Here is a 19,649-nt window from a genome sequence, read left to right on the forward strand (position 1 = left end):
CATCTATGTCCGGGGGCAGAGGCATACCCTCCCTACCCTCTGATGCGCGCCGCGGAAACGACCAACCACCCAGCAGTTTAGTGAAACTTCCCATATGCCTGACCGGTACCGATCAGCCACTCCGGCGCTCGTCGTCCATTTCGTCCGGTACGCGGCAGAGTCGGTCAGAAACCCAGCTTGCGCAACTGCTTGGGATCGCGCTGCCAGTCCTTGGCCACCCGGACGTGCAGGTCGAGATAGATCCTGGTGCCCAACAGCTCCTCGATCTGCCGTCGCGCGGCGGTGCCCACCGCCTTGAGCCGCGCGCCCCGGTGCCCGATCACGATCGCCTTCTGACTCGACCGCTCGACGTACACGTCGGCGTAGATCTTCATCAGCCGACCCTCGGGGATCATCTCCTCGACCACCACGGCGATCGAGTGCGGCAGCTCGTCACGTACGCCCTCCAGCGCCGCCTCGCGGATCAGCTCGGCGACCAGCACCTGCTCCGGGTCGTCGGTGAGCATGTCGTCCGGATAGAGCTGTGGTGACTCGGGGAGGTAACCCGTCATCACCTCGACGAGGGTGTCCACCTGGTGCCTGGAGACCGCGCTGACCGGCACCACCTCCGCGAACTCGCCCAGCTCGCTGACGGCCAGCAACTGCTCGGCCAGCCGCTTCTTGTCGACCAGATCGGTCTTGGTGACCACCGCGAGCACGGTCGCCTTCAGCTCGGCCAGTTCCCCGGTGATGAACCGGTCACCACGACCGACCGGCTCGTCCGCCGGAATGCACAGGCCGATCACGTCGACCTCGCTCCAGGTCTGCCGCACCAGGTCGTTGAGCCGCTCCCCGAGCAACGTCCGCGGCCGGTGCAGACCCGGCGTGTCGACCAGCACCAACTGCGAGTCCGGCCGGTGCAGCACCGCCCGGATGACGTGCCGGGTGGTCTGCGGCTTGTTCGAGGTGATGGCGATCTTCTGGCCGACGATCGCGTTGGTCAACGTGGACTTGCCGGCGTTCGGCCGCCCCACGAAACAGGCGAACCCGGCCCGATAGTCCCGCTCGCTCATGCCGGCACTCCGCTACGCTCCGCGCCGCCATGAGGCACCACCACACTGCACCTGATGATTCGCTCACTCCGCTCGCTCATGCGGTGACCGTGCCGAGGACCGTGCCGTCCGGGGCGGCGAGGTGGACCGGGGCGTCGGCGGCCAGGTCGCGTACGGCCGCGTAGCCGGCACCGTCCAGGGTGGACGCCTCGGTCACCACCACGGCGGCCTCCAACCGGGTGGCGCCCGCCGCAGCCGCCGAGGCGACCGCCAACTGGAGCGCGGTGATGGTCAGCGAGGGCAGCGACACGCTCGCCGCCGCGTACGTGCGACCGTCCTGGTCCCGGACGGCCGCGCCCTCCACGGCACCCACCCGACCCCGGGCACCCCGGGCGAGGATGACCAGCTTGCCGTCCTCGGCGCTCAGTTCGGCGTCGGCGGGCCGGGCGGTCGGTACGGCGGGTGACTCAGGCATCGGCGGGCAGCCTCTCCTCGGATCGGTCGGTGTCGCCCCGGGAGGCGGTCGCCTCGCCACCCGGGTTCTCCTTCGTGTCGGACGGCTCGACCCGGCGCACCAGCACCGTGTCGATCCGGTTGCGGCGGCCGGTGGTGCCCTCGGCGATCAGCCGGAGGCCGGACACCTCCGCCTCGGCGCCGGGGATCGGCACCCGGCCGAGGGCCTGGGCGAGCAGTCCGCCCACCGTCTCGACCTCGTCGTGCGGCAGCTCGGTGTCGAACAGCTCGCCGAGCGCCTCCACCGGCAGCCGGGCGGTGACCCGCACCGCGCCCTCCGGCAACTGCTCGATCGGCGGGCGCTCGACGTCGTACTCGTCGGTGATCTCCCCGACGATCTCTTCGAGGATGTCCTCGATGGTGACCAGACCACCGGTGCCGCCGTACTCGTCGACCACGATGACCAGGTGGTTGCGGGCGGCCTGCATCTCGGAGAGCAGGTCGTCCACGGGCTTGGACTCCGGCACGAAGGTCGCCGGCCGCATCAGCTCGGCCACCGGGAGCTGCGCGTCCTCGGCGGCCCCGCCCTGGGTACGCCGGATCAGGTCCTTGAGGTAGAGGAGACCGAGCACGTCGTCGACGCTCTCGCCGATCACCGGGATCCGGGAGAAACCGGAGCGCAGGAACAGCGCGAGCGCCTGGGACAGGTTCTTGCCCGACTCGATCCACACCATCTCGGTACGCGGCACCATCACCTCGCGGGCGATGGTGTCGCCGAGAGCGAAGACCGAGTGGATCATCTGCCGTTCGCCGTGCTCCACCACGCCCCGCTGCTCGGCGAGATCGACCAGTTCGCGCAGCTCGACCTGGGTGGCGAACGGCCCCTCCCGGAAGCCTCGCCCGGGCGTCACCGCGTTGCCGATCAGGATCAGCAGCGACGCCAGCGGGTTGAGCACCCGGCCCAGCCAGCGCACCAGCGGCGCGGCCGAGCGACCCACCGCGTACGCGTGCTGCCGGCCGAGGGTACGCGGACCGACGCCGACCACCACGAAGCTGACCACGGTCATCGCCCCGGCGGTGATCAGCGCCGCCCGCCAGCCCGCGCCGAAGGTGTCCACCGCGACCAGTGCCACCAGTGTGGTGGCGGTCAGCTCGGCGAGCAGCCGGAGCAGCAGCAGGAGGTTGAGGTGACGGACCACGTCACCGGCGACCACCTGGAGCGTACGGGCGCCCCGGGCACCGTCGCGGGCCAGTTCGGCGGCGCGGGCCGGGGAGACCGCGGCCAGGGCCGCCTCGGTCATCGCGATCAGACCGGCGAGCACCACCAGCCCGGCCGCGAAGACGAGCAGTTGCAGATCGGGTAGGCCGGTGGCGGGCGCGGCCAGCACAGTGTCCATCACCGGGAGCGGGTCGACCGCCAACTGGACAGCAGACGGGCCTGGAGCCCGAACATCTCCCGCTCCTCCTCCGGCTCCGCGTGGTCGTAGCCGAGCAGGTGCAGCACGCCGTGCACGGTGAGCAGGTGCAGCTCGTCGGCGGGGCTGTGCCCGGCGGTCGCGGCCTGCTTCGCCGCCACCTCCGGGCAGAGCACGATGTCACCGAGCAGGGCCGGTTCGCCACCGGCGGCGGCGTTCTCCCCCGGCCCGTGGTCGACGCTGCCCTCGTCCATGGGGAACGCGAGTACGTCGGTGGGACCGTCGCCACCCATCCAGCGATGGTTCAGCTCGGTCATGTAGTCGATGTCGACCAGCAGCACGGAGAGCTCGGCGAGGGGGTTGACCCCCATCTCGTCGAGCGCGTGCCGGGCGACGGCGAGCACGGCGTCGGTGTCGACCTCGACACCGGACTCGTTGGCGATCTCGATGGACAACTGTCTTCCCTCGGTCTAGCGGCGCCGGCCGGCGCGGTTGCCCTGGGCGGTACGCCCGGCCACCGCGTGCACGCCCTGGGCCTGCTGGTTCTCCCGCTCGGCGTCCCACCGGGCGTACGCGTCGACGATCTCACCGACCAGCCGGTGCCGCACCACGTCGGCGCTGGAGAGCTGCGCGAAGTGCACGTCCTGGACGCCCTCCAGGATCTCCCGGACCACGCGCAGCCCGCTGGTCGTCCCGCCGGGCAGGTCCACCTGGGTGACGTCACCGGTCACCACGATCTTGGAGCCGAACCCGAGCCGGGTGAGGAACATCTTCATCTGCTCGGGCGTGGTGTTCTGCGCCTCGTCGAGGATGATGAACGCGTCGTTGAGCGTCCTGCCCCGCATGTACGCCAGCGGGGCGACCTCGATCGTGCCCGCCGCCATCAGCTTCGGGATGGACTCCGGGTCCAGCATGTCGTGCAGCGCGTCGTAGAGCGGGCGCAGGTAGGGGTCGATCTTCTCGTTGAGCGTGCCGGGCAGGAAGCCCAGCCGCTCCCCCGCCTCGACCGCCGGTCGGGTCAGGATGATCCGGTTGACCTGCTTGGCCTGCAACGCCTGGACCGCCTTCGCCATGGCGAGGTAGGTCTTGCCGGTGCCGGCCGGGCCGATCCCGAAGACGATGGTGTGCGCGTCGATCGCGTCGACGTAGCGCTTCTGCCCGAGCGTCTTGGGGCGGATGGTCCGCCCGCGCCGGGACAGGATGTTGAGCGTCAGGACCTCTGCGGGCCGCTCCGCGCCGCCCTGTTCGAGCATGCCGACGGTACGCCGGACGGCGTCTGTGGTCAGGGTCTCGCCTTTCTCGATCAGTTCGAGGAGTTCGCTGAAGATCCGCTCGGCGAGGGCGTTGTCGGCGGGGGCACCGGTGATCGTGATCTCGTTGCCGCGTACGTGCACGTCACTGTTCACGGAGCGCTCGACCAGTCGCAGGATCTCGTCACCCGCGCCGAGCAGGTTGACCATGATCTTCGAGTCGGGGACCGTGATCTTGGTCTGCACGCGGGGCGGGCCGGGAGGTGGGGTGCCGGTCATAGGTCGGGCCGAGGGGCCCTGCGCCACCTGCTCTCGATCTCGGCGCCGGGCATGCTGCCACGGCGTGCGGATGTTGACTCCATCGTATCGGTTCGACGGCGTGGACACGCCGCCCATTTCCCCCGGGAACGGCCGGTCGTGGCCTCGGGTGCGCCTGCTCACAGGGGCGGGGCCGAGTGGTCGCCGCGCCATCCGGCGACTGGTGCACAAGTGGACAAAACTCCTCAGCCGCCGGCCCGGAAGTCGTACCGGTCGAAGGTCTCCTGCCGTCGGGTGAACCGGTACGTCGCCCAGTGCATCCGGACCACCTCACCGGCGGAGTCCCGGGTCAGCCGGAGCAACTCGCCGACCTCCCGCCCGGAGACCGTCCGGAACACGTCCGGCCACTCCGGCACCGGCGTGAAGACCGCCGGCGGCTTCTCCGACGGGTCACCGGCGCCCCGGGCCTGCAGGGTGCCGTCGTGCCAGCCGAAGACGTACTCGAAACCCTCGCCCCACCAGCGACCGAGCAGCCCGCGCAGGTGCTCCGGGGCCGGCGTACCCGGCCGCCACGGCACGATGTCGGCCGGATCCTCCTCGACCGAGGCGGCGAGCAGCCGGTGCGGCAGCTCCAGCACCTCCACGGCGGTGCCGGAGGACCCCAGCACGGCGGCGCCGAACGCGGCGGGAGTCCCCTCGCCGCCCCGCCGGCCGTACACGCCGGCCAGGAACCCGGGCATCGCGCCGTCGTGCCCGACGTGCACCACCCGCTGCCCCTGCGGCACCAGGATCAGGCCCAGGCCGAAGCCACCCGACCACGACGTCTCGTCGGTGACCGTCACCGGCCAGCGCATCTCCTCCAGCGTCGCCGGTGCGAGCACCGCGCCGGTCGGGTCCAGTGCCGCCGGGTCGGCCAGGAAGGCGGCCCAGCGGGCCATGTCACCGGCGGTGCTCCACAACTGCGCGGCGGGCCCGACCGCGCCGAAGTCGGTCGGCGGCTCCGGGCGCGCCTCGTCGGAGTACGCGTCCACCAGGAACCCGGTCGCCGCGCGGGGACCCGGGTCGACCGTGGTCGCGGTCAACCCCAGCGGGGCGAGTACCCGCTCGGTGAGCACCTCGGCCCAGCTCCCGCCCCGCACCTCGCCGACCAGCCGGCCGAGCAGGGCCATCCCCAGGTTCGAGTAGTGGTAGCGACGGCCGGGCGGCAGTACCCGCTCCGCCCGGGCCAACTCGGCGACCAGCCGCTCGGTGTCCGGTGCCCGTAACGTGTCCCAGACGTCGCCGTACGGCTCCCGTTGCAGGCCGGCGGTGTGCGACAGCAACCGACGCACGGTCGACTCGCCGTGTGCCGGCAGGTCCAGGTGCCGGTCCAGCGGATCGTCGAGGTCGAGCAGGCCGTCGTCGCGGCACTGGAGGGTCAGCACGGCGGTGAACGTCTTGGTCACCGACCCGATCCGGAACCGGGTGTCCGGGTCCAGCGCGGTGTCGTTGCCGGTGCCGCCGACCACGCACGTCCACGGCGGGCGGTCGGCCCGGTGCAGTGCCGCCGCCACGGCCGGTACGCGTCCCCGGGCCTGGACCTGCCGCACCATCCGGTCCAGCCGACCGGAGGCGGTTGTTCTCACGCCACGCTCCGGGCCAGCATCGGCCCGAGCGGTGCACCACCCAGCAGGTGTGCGTGCACGTGGAAGACCTCCTGGCCGCCGTACACGCCGGTGTTGAACATCAGCCGGAAGCCGTCCCCGACCAGCCCCTCGTCCTCGGCCACCGCGGCGGCCGTGGCCAGCACCTCTCCGGCCAACGCCGGATCACCGGCGGCCAGGGTGGCCACGTCGGCGTAGTGGTCCTTGGGGATCACCAGGACGTGTACCGGCGCCTTCGGGTCGATGTCGCGGAAGGCGAGCGTGGTCGGGGTCTCGCGGACCACGGTCGCCGGGATCTCCCCGGCGACGATCCGGCAGAACAGGCAGTCAGGAGTACTCACCGGGGCAGTGTAAGGAAGGGCACCTTCCTAACGTCTCCGGCATAGCAGGGGTCCCTCCTTACATCCCCGGTCACCAGCGCAGCAGGCGGGTGGCGAGCACGGCCAGGGCGGCCACTCCGGCGGTGGAGGTGCGCAGCACCGACGGCCCGAGCCGGACCGGCTGCGCGCCGGCCTCCTGGAAGGCGGTCAGCTCGGCCGGGCCGATGCCGCCCTCCGGGCCCACCACCAGCACGATCTCGCCCCGGTCGGGCAACTCGACGGTGGTCAGCCGGTCGCTCGCCTCCTCGTGCAGCACGTAGCCGACGGCGGCACCGGCGATCCGGCGGGCCACCGCCGTGCTGGACTCGTCGGGAGCGCCGGCCACCACCGGCAACCAGGCCCGGCGAGCCTGCTTGGCCGCCTCCCGGGCGGTCGCCACCCACTTGCCCCGGGCCCGTACGCCTCGTTCGCCGCGCCACTGCACCACGGAGCGGGACGCCGCCCAGGGGACGATCTCGTCCACGCCCGTCTCGGTCATCGCCTGCACGGCCAGCTCACCCCGGTCGCCCTTGGGGATGCCCTGCACCACCACCAGCCGTGGGTTCGCCGCGTCGACGCTCCCACGGGTGGTGACGGTCAGGTCGAGGGTGCCCCGGCCGACGGCGGTGACCACGGCCTCGGCGGTGCCGCCCCGACCGTCGGCGAGCAGCAGTTCCTCGCCGACCCGGAGCCGCTGCACGGTGGCCGCGTGGTGGCCCTCCGGGCCGTCGAGCACCGTCGAGTCGCCGGTGGGCAGCGACTCGACCAGGAAGAGCGGCGCGGACACCTCAGGCGTGACCGTTGAAGGCGTCGCGCATCCGGGAGAAGAAGCCGCCCTGCTTGCTCAGCTCGGCGACCTCCTCGCCCCGGGTCTTGGCGAAGTCCCGCAGCATCCGCTCCTGGTCGGCGTCGAGCTTGGTCGGGGTACGCACGTCGAGGTGGACGTAGAGGTCACCCCGACCGGCACCGCGCAGGTGCGGTACGCCCCGGGCCCGCAGCCGCAGTGTGCTGCCCGGCTGGGTACCCGGCTTGACGTCGACCGGCTCCTCGCTGTCCAGCGCCTTGATGGTCAGCCGGGTGCCGAGGGCGGCGGCGGTCATCGGCACGGTGACCCGGCAGTGCAGGTCGTCGCCCTTGCGGGAGAAGACGTCGTGCGGCCGTTCGTGGATCTCCACGTAGAGGTCACCGGCGGTGCCGCCACCCGGGCCGACCTCGCCCTGCTGGGCCAGGCGGATCCGCATCCCGTCCTCGACGCCGGCCGGGATCTTCACGGTCAGCGAGCGGCGGGTGCGGACCCGGCCGTCACCGGCGCAGGTGGGGCAGGGGTGCGGGATGGTGGTGCCGTAGCCCTGGCAGACCGTGCACGGCCGGGCGGAGACCACCTGGCCGAGGAAGGTGCGCTGCACCGACTGCACCTCGCCCCGGCCACCGCACGCCTCGCAGGTGGCCAGATGGGTGCCGGCGGCGGTGCCGGCCCCGGTGCAGGTGGTGCAGAGGACCGCGGTGTCGACCGTGATCGGGGCCTCGACCCCGAAGGCGGTCTCGTTCAGGTCCAGTTCGAGCCGCAGGATCGCGTCGGCCCCGGGACGGGTACGCGGTCGCGGGCCGCGCCCGGCGCCGGTGGCCCCGCCGAAGAAGGCGTCCATGATGTCCTGGAAGCCGACGAAGGGACCGGCGCCACCGGGGCCGCCCGGTCCACCGGCACCGCCGCCGCCCGGGGCGAGCGGATCGCCGCCGAGGTCGACGATCTGCCGTTTCCGGTCGTCGGACAACACCTCGTACGCGGCGTTGATGTCCTTGAACTTCTCCTGCGCCTCCGGGTCCGGATTCACGTCCGGGTGGAACTGGCGCGCCAGCTTGCGGTAGGCGCGCTTGATCTCGTCGTCGGAGGCGCCTCGGCTCACGCCGAGAATGCCGTAGTAGTCCCTGGCCACTGGGTTCCGTGTCCTCGTGTTCGTCTCGCGTTACGCCGGTCGGTGGCGGCAGCCTGCCGTCGGCCCTGACTGGTCAGTTCTGGGCCAGCAGCTCGCCCACGTAGCGTGCCACGGCCCTCACCGTGGCGATTGTTCCGGGGTAGTCCATCCGGGTCGGTCCCAGCACGCCCATCCCCCCGACGATGGTCGCGCCCGGGCCGTATCCGGTGCTGACCACGGACGCCGCCCGCAGGTTGTCGATCTGGTTCTCGTCGCCGATGCGGACCCGCAGCGTGCTCGGCTCGACCTCGCCGATGAGCTTGAGCAGCACCACCTCCTCCTCAAGCGCTTCGAGGATGGGGCGCAGCGACCCCTGGAAGTCGAGCAGGCCGCCCCGGGCCAGGTTGGCGGTGCCGGCCAGGGCGAGCCGCTCCTCGTGCCGTTCGACGAGGGTCTCCAGCAGGACGGTGGAGAGCGTGGTCATGGCCGCGCGCAGGTGCGGCGCGCACTCGTCGATGAGTGTCTGCACCAGCGGTGGCGTGTCGGACAGGCGGATGCCGACCAGCTTCTCGTTGACCAGTCGGCGTAGGTCCAGGACGTCGTCGGCGGGGACCGGCGCGGGCAGTTCGACCAGCCGCTGCTCGACCCGACCGGTGTCGGCGATCATCACCAGCGTCAGCCGGGTGGTGGAGATCGGCACGAGTTCCAGGTGCCGGACGGTGGAGCGGGCCAGGCTCGGGTACTGCACCACGGCGACCTGGCGGGTGAGTTGCGCGAGCAGGCGTACGGTGCGGTGCACCACGTCGTCGAGGTCCACCGCGCCGACCAGGAACCGTTCGATCGCCCGCCGTTCGGCCGGGCTGAGCGGCTTGACCCGGCTGAGCCGGTCGACGAAGAGTCGGTAACCGCGGTCGGTGGGCACCCGCCCGGCACTGGTGTGCGGCTGGCGGATGTAGCCCTCCTCCTCCAGCACGGCCATGTCGTTGCGCACGGTGGCCGGGGAGACGCCGAGTTGGTGCCGTTCGACGAGTGCCTTGCTGCCGACCGGCTCCTGGGTGGCGACGTAATCCTCGACGATCGCCCGGAGCACGGCGAGTTTCCGGTCGTCGAGACCCATCCCCCACCTCCTGTCGCAGGTCAGTCCGGAGCGCTCAGAGTGCCAGAGGAACACTCTGGCACTCGACTGTAGCGAGTGCCAGTCTACGTCGGTGTTCCCCTGCCCGCGATGATCAAGTCGCCCCGGTCGTGGCGGAGACCGGCCGACGGGTTGACACGCCCCGGTGTCGCTATGGTGCGTCCGTTGCCGCTGGCACCTACCGTGGCCACATGACTGAACCACCTCGTCCTCCAGGGTCCGGTGACGACCCCACTTCTCCACTGTCGGGCTCCTCCGGCCAGCCCGGCTATCCCCCGCCCGGCGACTATCCGCCGCCCACCGGCGACCAGCCCCCGCCGCCCGGCGGTTACGGCCCGCCCGGTGACCACCCGTCGTCCGGCGGCTACCCGCCGCCCGGCGGCTATCCCCCACCGGGTGGCTATCCCCCGCCGGGCGAGTACCCGCCGGGTGGCGCGCCCGGTGTCGGGTACCCGACGGGCGGCTACGGTCCCCCCGGTGGCGGCTACGCCAACAACGACGACAAGACCTGGACGCTGATCGCCCACTTCGGTGGCCCGCTCGGGGTGATCGTGGGCGGGGGTCTGCTGGGCTGGGTCGCGCCACTGATCGCGATGATGACCCGGGGTCAGCAGAGCCCGGTGGTCCGGGCGCACTCGGTGGCCGCCGTGAACTTCCAGATCACCTGGGCGATCGCCGGGTTGCTCAGTTGGGTGCTCACCGCGATCACCTGCGGCCTGCTGTTCTTCGTGCCGTTCCTGGTCTGGATCGTGCCGGTGGTCTTCGGCATCATCGCCGGGGTCAAGGCCAACGAGGGCGCCCTCTACCGCTACCCGATGACCTACGCCTTCGTGAAGCGCTGACCCCTCGCCGGAGGGGTTGGTCAGGGCAGCAGGTCCCGCACCACGGCGTCGGCGAGCAGCCGGCCGCGCACCGTGAGGACGGCGCGGCCGGCCGCGTGGGCGGGTGCGGCGAGCAGTCCCTGCGCCACCGCCCGCGTGGCGGCCGCCCGACCGGCGTCGTCGAGGACGTCCAACGGCAGCCCGGACGCGAGCCGCAGCCGGAGCATGACGTCCTCCATGTGTGCCTCGCCGCCGGTGAGCACCTCCCGGGCCAGTCCGGGAGACTCACCGGCGGCCAGCCGGCTCGCGTACTCGCGGGGGTGCTTGACGTTCCACCAGCGCACCCCACCGACGTGGCTGTGCGCACCCGGGCCGAGGCCCCACCAGTCGCCGCCGGTCCAGTACAACAGGTTGTGCCGGCACCGGGCGGCCGGCGTCCGCGCCCAGTTGGACACCTCGTACCAGGAAAAACCGGCCGCGCCGAGGGCGGCCTCGGCGGCCAGGTAACGCTCCGCGGCGACGTCGTCGTCCGGGTACGGCAGTTCCCCGCGCCGCATCCGCGCGGCCAGCCGGGTGCCGTCCTCGACGATCAGGGCGTACGCGCTGACGTGGTCGACGCCCGCCGCCACCACCTGGGCCAGCGACTCGGCGAAGTCCTCCGCCCGCTCCCCCGGAGTTCCATAGATCAGGTCCAGGTTGACGTGCTCGAACCCGGCGTCGCGCGCCTCCAGTGCGGCGGCCGGCGCACGGCCGGCGCGGTGCCGACGGTCGAGCACGGCGAGCACCCCGGGAGTGGCCGACTGCATGCCGAGCGAGATCCGGGTGTAGCCGGCGGCCCGCAGCTCCTTCAGCGAGACCGGGTCGACCGACTCCGGGTTGGCCTCGGTGGTCACCTCGGCGTCGGCGGCCAGCCCCCAGGTGCGGTCGATCGCGTCGAGGATGCGGGCCAGGTCGTCGGCGGGCAGCAGGGTGGGGGTGCCGCCGCCGACGAAGACGGTCTCCACCCGGCCCGGTGGCGTCTCGCCCAGCACCCGCGCGGCGAGTGCCAGTTCGGCGAGCACCGTGTCGGCGTACCCCTCCCGGCTCGCGCCGCCGCCGAGTTCCTCGGCGGTGTACGTGTTGAAGTCGCAGTAGCCGCAGCGGCTGGCGCAGAACGGCACGTGCACGTACACCCCGAAGCCCCGGTGCCCGACTCGGGCGCGGGCGGAGGCGGGCAGCGACCCGTCGGCGGGTACGGGTTCGCCTGCTGGAAGGAGGCCGGGCATGGCCACTAGTGTGCCCTCACATGACCTCTCCCGACGCGTTCGTGCGGGTCGCCACGGCCCGTGGGGTGACCACCCTCACCCTGGACAGCCCGCACAACCGCAACGCGCTCTCCACCCCGTTGATGACCGAACTGCTGACCGGGGTGGCCGCCGCCGTCGACGACGACGCGGTCCGGGTGGTCGTGCTGGACCACACCGGGCCGGTCTTCTGTTCCGGGGCGGACCTGAAGGAGACGGCGGCGGCGTACGCCAGTGGGACGGTCCCCGCCGGGATGCTCGGTGACGTGCTCGCGGCGGTCCGGGAGTGCCCGAAGCCGGTGCTGGCCCGGGTGGCCGGGCCGGCGCGGGCCGGCGGCCTGGGCCTGATCGCCGCGGCCGACCTGGCGGTCTGCGCGGCGGAGGCCACCTTCGCCTTCACCGAGGTACGGATCGGGGTGATCCCGGCGGTGATCTCGGCGACGGTGCTGCCCCGGCTGCTGCCTCGGGCCGCCGCCGAGCTGTACCTGACCGGCGACGCCTTCGACGGCCGACGCGCCGCCGAGATCGGCCTGGTCACCACCGCGGTGCCCGGCGACGAGTTGGACGCCACGGTGCGGCGCTACCTCGACTCGCTGGTGCGCGGTGCCCCGACGGCGCTGGCCGGGGCGAAGGAGTTGCTGCGCCGCCCGGCCGCCACCGACCTGCGCGCCGAGTTGGCGGAGCTGTCCGCGCTGTCCACCGGCTACTTCCTGTCCGGTGACGGCATCGAGGGGGTCACCGCGTTCCGGGAGAAGCGTTCACCCCGGTGGGTCGCCGAACTCGACGGGTGAGGACGGGCCGCAGCGGGGAACCTCACCGGATGTCGGCGACCGGAAACCGGTCGGAGCGCTCGTACCGGTCGACACGGGACGTACGCTTGGCGGACCTTGATAACGGGAGGTGTGGGTGCGGGCTCGGGCAGTCGTGACGGGTTTCGTGGTCCTCGTGCTGATCGCCGTGATCGGGATCGTCCTCGGCCTGCGGCAGGTCGGTGAGCAGTTGCGGCTGCCGTTCGCCAGTCGGGCGTGCACGGTGCAGGCCGACGGTGAGGTGACGCTGGACTCGCAGCAGATGGCCAACGCGGCGACGATCGCGGCCATCGGCGCCCAGCGCAGGATGCCGGAGCGGGCGGTGGTGGTGGCGCTGGCCACCGCGTACCAGGAGTCCGGGCTGCGCAACCTGGCCGGCGGTGACCGCGACTCGGTGGGGCTGTTCCAGCAGCGTCCGAGCCAGGGTTGGGGCACACCGGAGCAGATCAGCGACCCCCGGTACGCGTCCCGGAAGTTCTACGCGGCGCTGAAGAAGGTGCGCGGCTGGGAGGACATGCGGGTCACCGACGCCGCCCAGAAGGTGCAGCGCTCCGCCTTCCCAGAGGCGTACGAGAAGTGGGCCGACGAGTCGGAGGTGCTGACCCGGGCGCTGCTCGGCAACGCCACCACGGCCGTCACCTGCACGGTCGGGGGCGATCCGGTGCTGCGCGGCGCGGCGGCGATCGCGAAGTTGGCCGAGGGGCTGACGCTCGACTGGGGGCTGAGCGACTTCGTGGAGAGCCCCGCCGGGCTGACCACGTCGGCCGACGGCGAGCGCGCCGGCTGGCGGTACGCGCACTGGATGGTGTCGCACGCCAAGGAGCACGGGGTGAAGCGGGTGACCTTCGACGGCCGGGAGTGGACCGCCAAGCGCGGCACCTGGACGCGGCTGTCGGAGCAGGACCGCAGCGACTCGCAGGTCTTCGCCGAGGTCCACGCCGACGTCTGAAAGCCCTCGATCTCCTTACCCGCAGTCACCGCGAAAACCGGCTATCCGCCCTTATCCCCCGCCGGACGCGCCCGACCGTGACCAAACGTGATTGATCCGCCGCCCTGGGTCGCGATGACGGGGAGAAGGCCCCGGGGCACTCCCCGGGGCGTGTCGGCGAGAGTTACGATCGGCGGCCTGTGCCCGAAATTGGTTTCACCTCTTGGGGAGGGGTACGACGTGGCATTCGACTACGGCGACCGGACCGGCTACGAACCGATCAGCGACGTCGATCGCAAGGAGTTCCACGAGCAGGGCTTTCTCCTGCTGCGCAACGTCCTGACCGAGGACCACCGGGCCGCTCTGGAGGCCGCGGTCGACCGGGTGTACGAGGAGGAGAAGGCCAAGGGCAAGACCACCAAGGACGGCACCCTGCACCTGCTCGGCTTCCTCGAGCGCGACGAGCTCTTCGGTGAGCTGCTCACCCACCCGATCGCCTTCCCGTACATGTGGGGTCTGGCCGGGTGGAACATCTACTCGCACCACAACCACCTCGACGTCACCCCGCCGGCGTTGGAGCCGGAGAAGCCGTACTGGGGGTGGCACCAGGACGGGTACCGGCAGAACTCCGACCCGGAGACGATGGACCCGAACCTGCCCCGGCCGATGTTCTCGCTGAAGGTCGCCTACGTGCTCTCCGACCTGTCGGAGACCGGTCGCGGCGCGACCAAGGTGATCCCGGGCAGCCACCTGTGGAACTCGCTGCCCCGTCCGGCGGACACCTCGGTGCACAACCCGGACCCGGAGGGGACCGTCGAGATCACCGCCAAGCCGGGTGACGCGTTCATCTTCGACCGCCGCCAGTGGCACTCGCGGTCGACGAACCTGTCGACGATCACCCGCAAGATGCTCTTCGTGGGCTACACCTACCGGTGGATCCGCCCGCTGGACGAGCTGCACATCGACAAGGACGGCGAGTGGTGGAACAACCGCACGCCGGTGCAGCGCCAGCTCTGCGGTGAGGGCACCCACACCGCGAACTACTGGGGCATCAACTGGGACGGCTACATCGACGACGAGATCCCGCTGCGCAAGGAGCTCAAGGAGCGCGGCCAGCTCAACCGCAACATCCCCTGGCTCCGCTGACCTGATGTAAGGAAGGGTCCCCTGCTAACGCCTCGTGCATAGCAGGGGACCCTTCCTTACATCCAGCAGCACCCACGGCGCACGCGGCGCACACGGCAGCCACCCGGCCGCGCGGCGCAACCGCCCGACGCGCATCGGGCGACGCTCAGCCGGTGGGCGTACGCAGCCGCCGGTGCACCTTGGCGCGGGTCGGCTCGGGCAGGTCGTCGGCGGCCAGCAGCCGGGGCAGCAGCGCGGGCTCCAGGCTCAGCGCCCGGAACACCTCACCGATGGTCACCCCGTGCGTCGGCCGGTGCACGACCTCGACCGCATCGCCGGCGCCCACCGTCCCGTCCCGCAGCACCCGCAGGTACGCCCCGGGCGCCGCGCGCACGGTGAACCGCTTGATCAGATCCGGCACGCCCCAGAACCCGGCGAACGTCCGGCAGGGCGTACGGGGCTTGGTCACCTGCAACAGCGCGGACCCGATCGCCCACCGCTCCCCGATCACCGCACCGGTCACGTCCACCCCGAGCGTGCTCAGGTTCTCGCCGAGGTGTCCCGGCGGCACGTCCCGTCCCAGTTCCGTCGCCCACCACTGCGCGTCCTCCGTGGCGTACACGTACACCGCCTGGTCGGGGCCGCCGTGGTGGGCCCGTTCGCCGATGAAGTCACCGACCACCTCGTCGGCGCGTACCGTCACCCGCCCGTCGGTCGGCCGCTTGTCGATGCCGCTGCGTCCGCTGGCGTCACCGGCCCACGCCGCCTCGGTGATCACCGCGAGGTTCACCGAGATCAGTTTCCCCGTCATGCCGGCCAGCCTACGGCCGCCTCACCCCTTGACCGCGCCGGCCACCAGGCCGGAGACCATCCGCCGCTGCACCAGCAGGAAGAAGACGATCACCGGCAGGGTGAACAGTGTGGAGGCGGCCATCACCGGCCCCCAGGCGGTCTCGTCGCGCCCGAAGAAGAAGGTCATCGCCACCGGCAGCGTGTAGCGGTCCTGCCGGTTGATGAAGGTCAGCGCGAAGATCAGCTCGTTCCACGCGACGATGAAGGAGAAGATGCTGGTCGCGACCAGTCCCGGTGCCACCAGCGGGAACAGGATCCGGCGGAAGATCTGCGCCCGGTTGGCGCCGTCGATGGCCGCGGCCTCCTCCAGTTCCTTGGGTACGGCGGCGACGAAGCCGCGCAGCATCCAGACCGCGAACGGCAGCGAGAAGCCGAGATAGGTGAGGATCAGGCTGGGCAGGGTGTTGTAGAGCCCGAGCCGCTGGATCATCAGGAACAGCGGGATGACCAGCGCCTCCAGCGGGATCATCTGCACCACCAGCAGCATGATCAGGAAGCTGGTCCGCAGGGTGAAGCGGAAGCGGGCCACGGCGGTGGCGGCGAGCAGGGCCACCAGGCCGCTCAGCACCACCGTGGTCACCGCGACCAGCAGGCTGTTGAGGAAGAAGTCGAGGTAGCTGACGCCGGGGATCAGGTTCCCGGTGAGGATCTGGCGGTAGTGCTCAAGCGTCGGCTCGGTCGGCAGCGGGCGCGGCGTGCTGGCGAAGATCTCACTGCTCGGCTTGAGCGAGGTGGTGATCATCCAGTAGACCGGGAAGGCGGCGAAGAGCGCCACCAGCAGGCCGGCCCCGTTGAGGGCGATCCGCCGGACGGTACGGCCACGCCGCCCACCGCTCCCCCTCCGGCGCGCGGGGGTACGCGCCTCGGCGCCCCGCGGGGCACCTCCGGTGGCTGGTGCCGTGTCGGCCGTCACGCCTCCTCCTCCTGCTTGAGCACCATCCGCACGTACACCCCGGTGACGACCAGCAGGATCAGCGTGAGGATCACCGCGACCGCCGCGCCGAGACCGTACTTGGGCGGGGGTGAGAACGCCTCGGCGTACGAGTAGACGGAGAGCATGAAGGTGGGCCGGTCCTGGGTGCCCCCGGCGAGCACGTAGTACTGGGTGAAGACCTTGAAGTCCCAGATCGTGGAGAGCACCACCAGGATGCCGAAGACCGGTCGGAGCAACGGCACGGTGACCTGCCAGAACACCCGCCACGGCCCGGCGCCGTCGACCCGGGCCGCCTCGTGCAGCTCACTCGGGACGCTCTTGAGTCCGGCCAGCACGCTGACCGCCACGAACGGGAAGGAGTGCCAGACCACCACCAGCGTGAGGATCGCGAAGAACAGCAGCGGGGAGTTGAACCAGCCGTACCCGGTCCAGTCGGTGCGGCCGAACAACGCCTGCGAGAGCCCGTCCGGCAGCGCGTTGAAGGCCCAGGTGACCAGTCCACTGGTGTCGTTGAAGATCCATTTCCAGACGATGGTGCCGGTCAGCGCGGGGGTGGCCCAGGCGAGCATCACGCAACTGGCCACGAACGCCGCCATCCGCTGGCCCAACCGGTTGAGCAGCAGCCCGACCAGGGTGCCGAGGACCATCGTCAGCGCCACGTTGGCCGCGGCGAACAGCACCGTGTTGCGCAGCACGGTCCAGAAGAACGGATCGCTCAGGATCTGGGTGTAGTTGCCCAGCCCGATCCAGGGCCAGTCCCGGTCCCCGCGCAACTGACGGACGTTGTCGAGCCGGTGGAAGGACATCACCACCACCTGGCCGAGCGGCCAGAGCAGCAGCACGCCGATGATCACCAGGCAGGGCAGCAGCAGGAGGTACGGCAGGCGGTCCACCCGGCGGCGCCGCCGCACGGGGGTCTCCCGTGCGGCGGCGGCCTCCGGCATCTCGGTCAGCGTGGTCACTTGGCGTTGAGGATGCTTTCCATCTCCGCGGCCGCTTCGGCGGTGGCCTGTTCGACCGTCTTCTGACCCTTCATGACCGAGCTGTTCATCGCCTGGGTCACCGTCTTGGTCCGGCTGACCTCGACCCACCTGGGGGTGAGCGGCGTGAGCTTGGTGTTCTGCATCGTGGTCGCGAACGCCGCCATGATCTTGTCATTCGCGTACCGGTCGCCGCTCACCAGGTCGGAGTAGACCGGGAAGAACCCGAGGCTGTCCGCGAACTCCTGGGCGTTCTTCTTGTTCAGCAGGACGGTGAGGTAGTCCCAGGCGAGGTCCTGACGCTGGCTGTCCTGCCAGACCGCGAGGTCGGAGCCACCAGCGAAGGCGGGCGCGGGCCGACCGTCAGGGCTCGGGATGGGGAAGGTGCCCCAGACCTTCTCGATCTCCGGGTTGTCCTTGGCGATCGCGCCCTGCTGCCAGCTCCCGGCGAAGGCCATCGCCGCCTTGCCGGTGGCGAACTGGGTCCGCGCGTCGATCTCGTTCCACCCGGCGGCGGCCGGCGGGGCGACCTTGTGCACGGTCACCAGCTCGGTCCAGAACTTCACCGCCTGCTGCGCCTGCGGCGAGGTCAGGCCGGAGGTCCAGGTGTCGCCCTCCTGGGTGGCGATCTCACCGCCGGCTCCCCAGAGGAACGAGTAGAACGGCAGCTCGGAGTTGCCGGGCAGGGCGATGCCGTAGGTGTCGGGCTTGACGGCCTGCACCGCCTTGGCCGCCGCCACCAGCTCGTCCCAGGTCTTCGGCGGTTGCACGCCGGCCTCGGCGAACCAGTCGGTGCGGTAGTAGATGCCCCGGACACCGGCGTACCAGGGCACGCCGTACTGCCGTCCGTCGAGCTGGGCGTTGCGCACCAGGTCGGGCAGGATGTCCTTGCCCTCGGCCCAGCCGTTCATCCGGTCGGTCACGTCGGCGAGTGCCTCCTGCGCCGCCCAACCCTGCGTCTCGGTGTTGCCCAGCTCGGTGATGTCGGGGCCTTCGCCCCCGGCGAGCGCGGCCTGGAACTTCTTGGGCGCCTCCAGCCAGGGAACGTACTGCACGACCACGTCGGTGTCGGGGTGTTTGGTGCGGAACTCGGTCTCCACCGCGTCCAGGAAGGCGGTCTGCGCCTCGCTGCCCTCGCCCATCATCCAGACCGTCAGCTTGCTGGTGTCGGCCGCGTCGTCCCCGGAGCCACCGCAGCCGGCCAGCACCATCGCGGTCGTGGCCACCACGGCGGTGACCGGGACCAGCCGTTTCCACCTGTTCACGCGACTCCCCTCCCGCCTGGCATTAACCTTCTGCGTCGCACCCTAGTACGAAGATTTCCTTTACGACAGAGGGCGGACCCGACGGTATCGCAGGACGTAGCGGCGCGGACGGGGCACACCACCGGCAAATTGGGACGTACGACGACGAAAGGCGCCCGACCTCGACGGTCGGGCGCCTTTCGAGACTCGGCTGTTACCGGGTGACACCCCGGCGGCTGCGACCCACCCCGGAGACCAGCGCCACCGCGACGGCGGCCAGCAGGACCTGGAGCATGAGCTCCCGCCAGTCGATGCCGGCGGTCTCGGCGAAGCCCGAAGCGCGGGCGATGACCGTACCGAGCAGAGCGGCGCCGACGCCGATCACCATGTGCAGCCAGATCGGCATCGGCTGCCGGCCCGGCACCACCAGGCGCCCCAGCGCGCCGATGATCAGACCGACGATCAGCGCGGTGATGATGCCCCAGACGGTGAGCTCCATGGTCGTTCTCCTTTACAAAAGACTTCCCACGGTTTTCGTGGTTTTTCTGTCGTCGACAGAGCTATTTCCCGACCCCACCGAACCCCAAACCGAATTTCCGCCCCCAGACGGCACGAGATCACCCAGAAGTGCGTTCACGCAGCTCGGGAAGGGCGATCCGCCGGACGCCGCCAGCGCGGACCGCGGCACCGGCCACAGCCGGCGCAGGTGCCGGAGGTAAGGAAGGGCCCCCTGCTAACGCCTCGTGTATAGAAAGGGCCCCCTCCTTACCTCAGACGCCAGCGGGCGCCCGGCCGACGGCCGGGCGCCCGCGAAGGCGTATGGGGGTTACCGGTGGGTCACACCACGGCGACGGCCGCCCACCCCGGCCACCACGGCCACGGCGATCGCAGCCAGCGCGACCTGCACCAGGAGCTCGGCCCAGTCGATGCCGGCGGTCACCGTGGCGATGCCCGCGGCACGGGCCAGAACAGTGCCGAGCAGCGCGGCGCCGACACCGATGACCATGTGCAGCCAGATCGGCATGTCCTGCCGGCCCGGGACCACGAGGCGGCCCAGCGCGCCGATGATCAGACCCACGAACAGTGCGGTGATGATGCCCCAGACGGTGAGCTCCATGGTGGCCTCCTCAGCAGAAGATGTCATTCGGCGGGGTTTTCTGTCGGGCGAGTCAGTTCCCTCGACGCCGAATTCCCAAACCGATCGGAGTACCACCGG

The 19,649-nt window shown here is 71.2% G+C and carries 21 protein-coding genes; 4 read left to right on the plus strand and 17 right to left on the minus strand.

Going from position 1 to position 19,649, the window contains the following annotated elements:
* Window positions 1-164: 164 nt before the first annotated feature.
* The 10 genes from era to hrcA all read right to left on the minus strand — a co-directional run bounded on the left by era (window position 165) and on the right by hrcA (window position 9,439).
* The gene (era, locus tag ACQVFL_RS23715) at window positions 165-1,052 is read right to left on the minus strand and encodes a GTPase Era (protein WP_431727636.1); all 888 of its coding nucleotides are present in this window, start codon (window positions 1,050-1,052) and stop codon (window positions 165-167) included.
* Window positions 1,053-1,128: 76 nt separating this feature from the next.
* Window positions 1,129-1,506 (minus strand): cytidine deaminase, encoded by a 378-nt coding sequence (locus ACQVFL_RS23720; RefSeq protein WP_396698752.1) that lies wholly within the window; start codon window positions 1,504-1,506, stop codon window positions 1,129-1,131.
* The gene (locus tag ACQVFL_RS23725; protein WP_396698754.1) at window positions 1,499-2,905 is read right to left on the minus strand and encodes a hemolysin family protein; all 1,407 of its coding nucleotides are present in this window, start codon (window positions 2,903-2,905) and stop codon (window positions 1,499-1,501) included. The genes ACQVFL_RS23720 and ACQVFL_RS23725 overlap by 8 nt, the downstream gene beginning before the upstream one ends.
* Window positions 2,881-3,354 carry an rRNA maturation RNase YbeY gene (gene ybeY / locus ACQVFL_RS23730; RefSeq protein ID WP_396698756.1) on the minus strand — a complete coding sequence of 158 codons (474 nt, stop codon included), beginning with the start codon at window positions 3,352-3,354 and terminating at the stop codon, window positions 2,881-2,883. The genes ACQVFL_RS23725 and ybeY overlap by 25 nt, the downstream gene beginning before the upstream one ends.
* Window positions 3,355-3,369: 15 nt before the next feature.
* Window positions 3,370-4,428, minus strand: coding sequence for a PhoH family protein (locus ACQVFL_RS23735; RefSeq protein ID WP_396698758.1), 1,059 nt, complete (start codon window positions 4,426-4,428; stop codon window positions 3,370-3,372).
* Window positions 4,429-4,652: 224 nt separating this feature from the next.
* Window positions 4,653-5,999: a serine hydrolase domain-containing protein gene (locus ACQVFL_RS23740; RefSeq protein WP_431729879.1), complete on the minus strand. Its 1,347-nt coding sequence runs from the start codon at window positions 5,997-5,999 to the stop codon at window positions 4,653-4,655.
* A gap of 29 nt (window positions 6,000-6,028) precedes the next feature.
* Window positions 6,029-6,391, minus strand: coding sequence for a histidine triad nucleotide-binding protein (locus ACQVFL_RS23745; protein ID WP_431727637.1), 363 nt, complete (start codon window positions 6,389-6,391; stop codon window positions 6,029-6,031).
* A gap of 70 nt (window positions 6,392-6,461) precedes the next feature.
* A complete protein-coding gene (locus ACQVFL_RS23750; RefSeq protein WP_431727638.1) occupies window positions 6,462-7,196 on the minus strand; it encodes a 16S rRNA (uracil(1498)-N(3))-methyltransferase in 735 nt (244 codons plus the stop codon).
* 1 nt (window position 7,197) lies between these two features.
* Window positions 7,198-8,343: a molecular chaperone DnaJ gene (gene dnaJ / locus ACQVFL_RS23755; protein ID WP_396698764.1), complete on the minus strand. Its 1,146-nt coding sequence runs from the start codon at window positions 8,341-8,343 to the stop codon at window positions 7,198-7,200.
* A gap of 73 nt (window positions 8,344-8,416) precedes the next feature.
* Window positions 8,417-9,439, minus strand: a complete 1,023-nt coding sequence (hrcA, locus tag ACQVFL_RS23760) for a heat-inducible transcriptional repressor HrcA (RefSeq protein ID WP_396698766.1) — start codon at window positions 9,437-9,439, stop codon at window positions 8,417-8,419.
* Between the two features lie 209 nt (window positions 9,440-9,648).
* Between hrcA and ACQVFL_RS23765 the strand changes: the two genes are divergently transcribed.
* Window positions 9,649-10,299: a DUF4870 domain-containing protein gene (locus ACQVFL_RS23765; RefSeq protein ID WP_431727639.1), complete on the plus strand. Its 651-nt coding sequence runs from the start codon at window positions 9,649-9,651 to the stop codon at window positions 10,297-10,299.
* A 20-nt stretch (window positions 10,300-10,319) separates the two neighbouring features.
* On the opposite strand, the gene hemW is transcribed toward ACQVFL_RS23765, so the two are convergent.
* On the minus strand, window positions 10,320-11,543 hold the full coding sequence (gene hemW, locus ACQVFL_RS23770) for a radical SAM family heme chaperone HemW (protein WP_431727640.1): 1,224 nt from the start codon (window positions 11,541-11,543) through the stop codon (window positions 10,320-10,322).
* Window positions 11,544-11,563: 20 nt separating this feature from the next.
* Here hemW and ACQVFL_RS23775 point away from each other — a divergent pair, with 20 nt between their 5' ends.
* From ACQVFL_RS23775 to ACQVFL_RS23785, 3 genes are all read left to right on the plus strand, one after another.
* Window positions 11,564-12,352, plus strand: coding sequence for an enoyl-CoA hydratase-related protein (locus tag ACQVFL_RS23775; RefSeq protein WP_431727641.1), 789 nt, complete (start codon window positions 11,564-11,566; stop codon window positions 12,350-12,352).
* 109 nt (window positions 12,353-12,461) lie between these two features.
* On the plus strand, window positions 12,462-13,319 hold the full coding sequence (locus tag ACQVFL_RS23780; RefSeq protein WP_431727642.1) for a hypothetical protein: 858 nt from the start codon (window positions 12,462-12,464) through the stop codon (window positions 13,317-13,319).
* A gap of 219 nt (window positions 13,320-13,538) precedes the next feature.
* Window positions 13,539-14,444, plus strand: a complete 906-nt coding sequence (locus ACQVFL_RS23785; protein WP_396698776.1) for a phytanoyl-CoA dioxygenase family protein — start codon at window positions 13,539-13,541, stop codon at window positions 14,442-14,444.
* A 145-nt stretch (window positions 14,445-14,589) separates the two neighbouring features.
* On the opposite strand, the gene ACQVFL_RS23790 is transcribed toward ACQVFL_RS23785, so the two are convergent.
* From ACQVFL_RS23790 to ACQVFL_RS23815, 6 genes are all read right to left on the minus strand, one after another.
* A complete protein-coding gene (locus ACQVFL_RS23790) occupies window positions 14,590-15,234 on the minus strand; it encodes an MOSC domain-containing protein (RefSeq protein ID WP_431727643.1) in 645 nt (214 codons plus the stop codon).
* Window positions 15,235-15,255: 21 nt separating this feature from the next.
* Window positions 15,256-16,077, minus strand: a complete 822-nt coding sequence (locus tag ACQVFL_RS23795) for a carbohydrate ABC transporter permease (protein WP_431729880.1) — start codon at window positions 16,075-16,077, stop codon at window positions 15,256-15,258.
* Window positions 16,078-16,184: 107 nt separating this feature from the next.
* On the minus strand, window positions 16,185-17,171 hold the full coding sequence (locus ACQVFL_RS23800) for a carbohydrate ABC transporter permease (protein WP_431727644.1): 987 nt from the start codon (window positions 17,169-17,171) through the stop codon (window positions 16,185-16,187).
* A complete protein-coding gene (locus ACQVFL_RS23805) occupies window positions 17,168-18,454 on the minus strand; it encodes a sugar ABC transporter substrate-binding protein (protein ID WP_431727645.1) in 1,287 nt (428 codons plus the stop codon). Before ACQVFL_RS23805 ends, ACQVFL_RS23800 begins: the two co-directional genes overlap by 4 nt.
* A gap of 193 nt (window positions 18,455-18,647) precedes the next feature.
* Window positions 18,648-18,932 (minus strand): GlsB/YeaQ/YmgE family stress response membrane protein, encoded by a 285-nt coding sequence (locus tag ACQVFL_RS23810; protein ID WP_396698784.1) that lies wholly within the window; start codon window positions 18,930-18,932, stop codon window positions 18,648-18,650.
* Window positions 18,933-19,259: 327 nt separating this feature from the next.
* Entirely contained in the window at window positions 19,260-19,550 is a 291-nt protein-coding gene (locus ACQVFL_RS23815) for a GlsB/YeaQ/YmgE family stress response membrane protein (RefSeq protein WP_350699747.1), read from the minus strand.
* Between the last annotated feature and the right edge of the window lie 99 nt (window positions 19,551-19,649).

This window comes from Verrucosispora sp. TAA-831 (genome assembly GCF_050780145.1).
Taxonomy (GTDB): domain Bacteria; phylum Actinomycetota; class Actinomycetes; order Mycobacteriales; family Micromonosporaceae; genus Micromonospora.

Bases quoted from the DNA above. Each gene is read 5' to 3' on its own strand.
- ACQVFL_RS23765 (WP_431727639.1), top strand. From the start codon at position 9,649: ATGACTGAACCACCTCGTCCTCCAGGGTCCGGTGACGACCCCACTTCT.
- ACQVFL_RS23735 (WP_396698758.1), bottom strand. From the start codon at position 4,428: ATGACCGGCACCCCACCTCCCGGCCCGCCCCGCGTGCAGACCAAGATC.
- hemW (WP_431727640.1), bottom strand. From the start codon at position 11,543: ATGCCCGGCCTCCTTCCAGCAGGCGAACCCGTACCCGCCGACGGGTCG.
- ACQVFL_RS23775 (WP_431727641.1), top strand. From the start codon at position 11,564: ATGACCTCTCCCGACGCGTTCGTGCGGGTCGCCACGGCCCGTGGGGTG.
- ACQVFL_RS23790 (WP_431727643.1), bottom strand. From the start codon at position 15,234: ATGACGGGGAAACTGATCTCGGTGAACCTCGCGGTGATCACCGAGGCG.
- era (WP_431727636.1), bottom strand. From the start codon at position 1,052: ATGAGCGAGCGGGACTATCGGGCCGGGTTCGCCTGTTTCGTGGGGCGG.
- ACQVFL_RS23810 (WP_396698784.1), bottom strand. From the start codon at position 18,932: ATGGAGCTCACCGTCTGGGGCATCATCACCGCGCTGATCGTCGGTCTG.
- ACQVFL_RS23720 (WP_396698752.1), bottom strand. From the start codon at position 1,506: ATGCCTGAGTCACCCGCCGTACCGACCGCCCGGCCCGCCGACGCCGAA.
- hrcA (WP_396698766.1), bottom strand. From the start codon at position 9,439: ATGGGTCTCGACGACCGGAAACTCGCCGTGCTCCGGGCGATCGTCGAG.
- ACQVFL_RS23815 (WP_350699747.1), bottom strand. From the start codon at position 19,550: ATGGAGCTCACCGTCTGGGGCATCATCACCGCACTGTTCGTGGGTCTG.
- ACQVFL_RS23740 (WP_431729879.1), bottom strand. From the start codon at position 5,999: ATGGTGCGGCAGGTCCAGGCCCGGGGACGCGTACCGGCCGTGGCGGCG.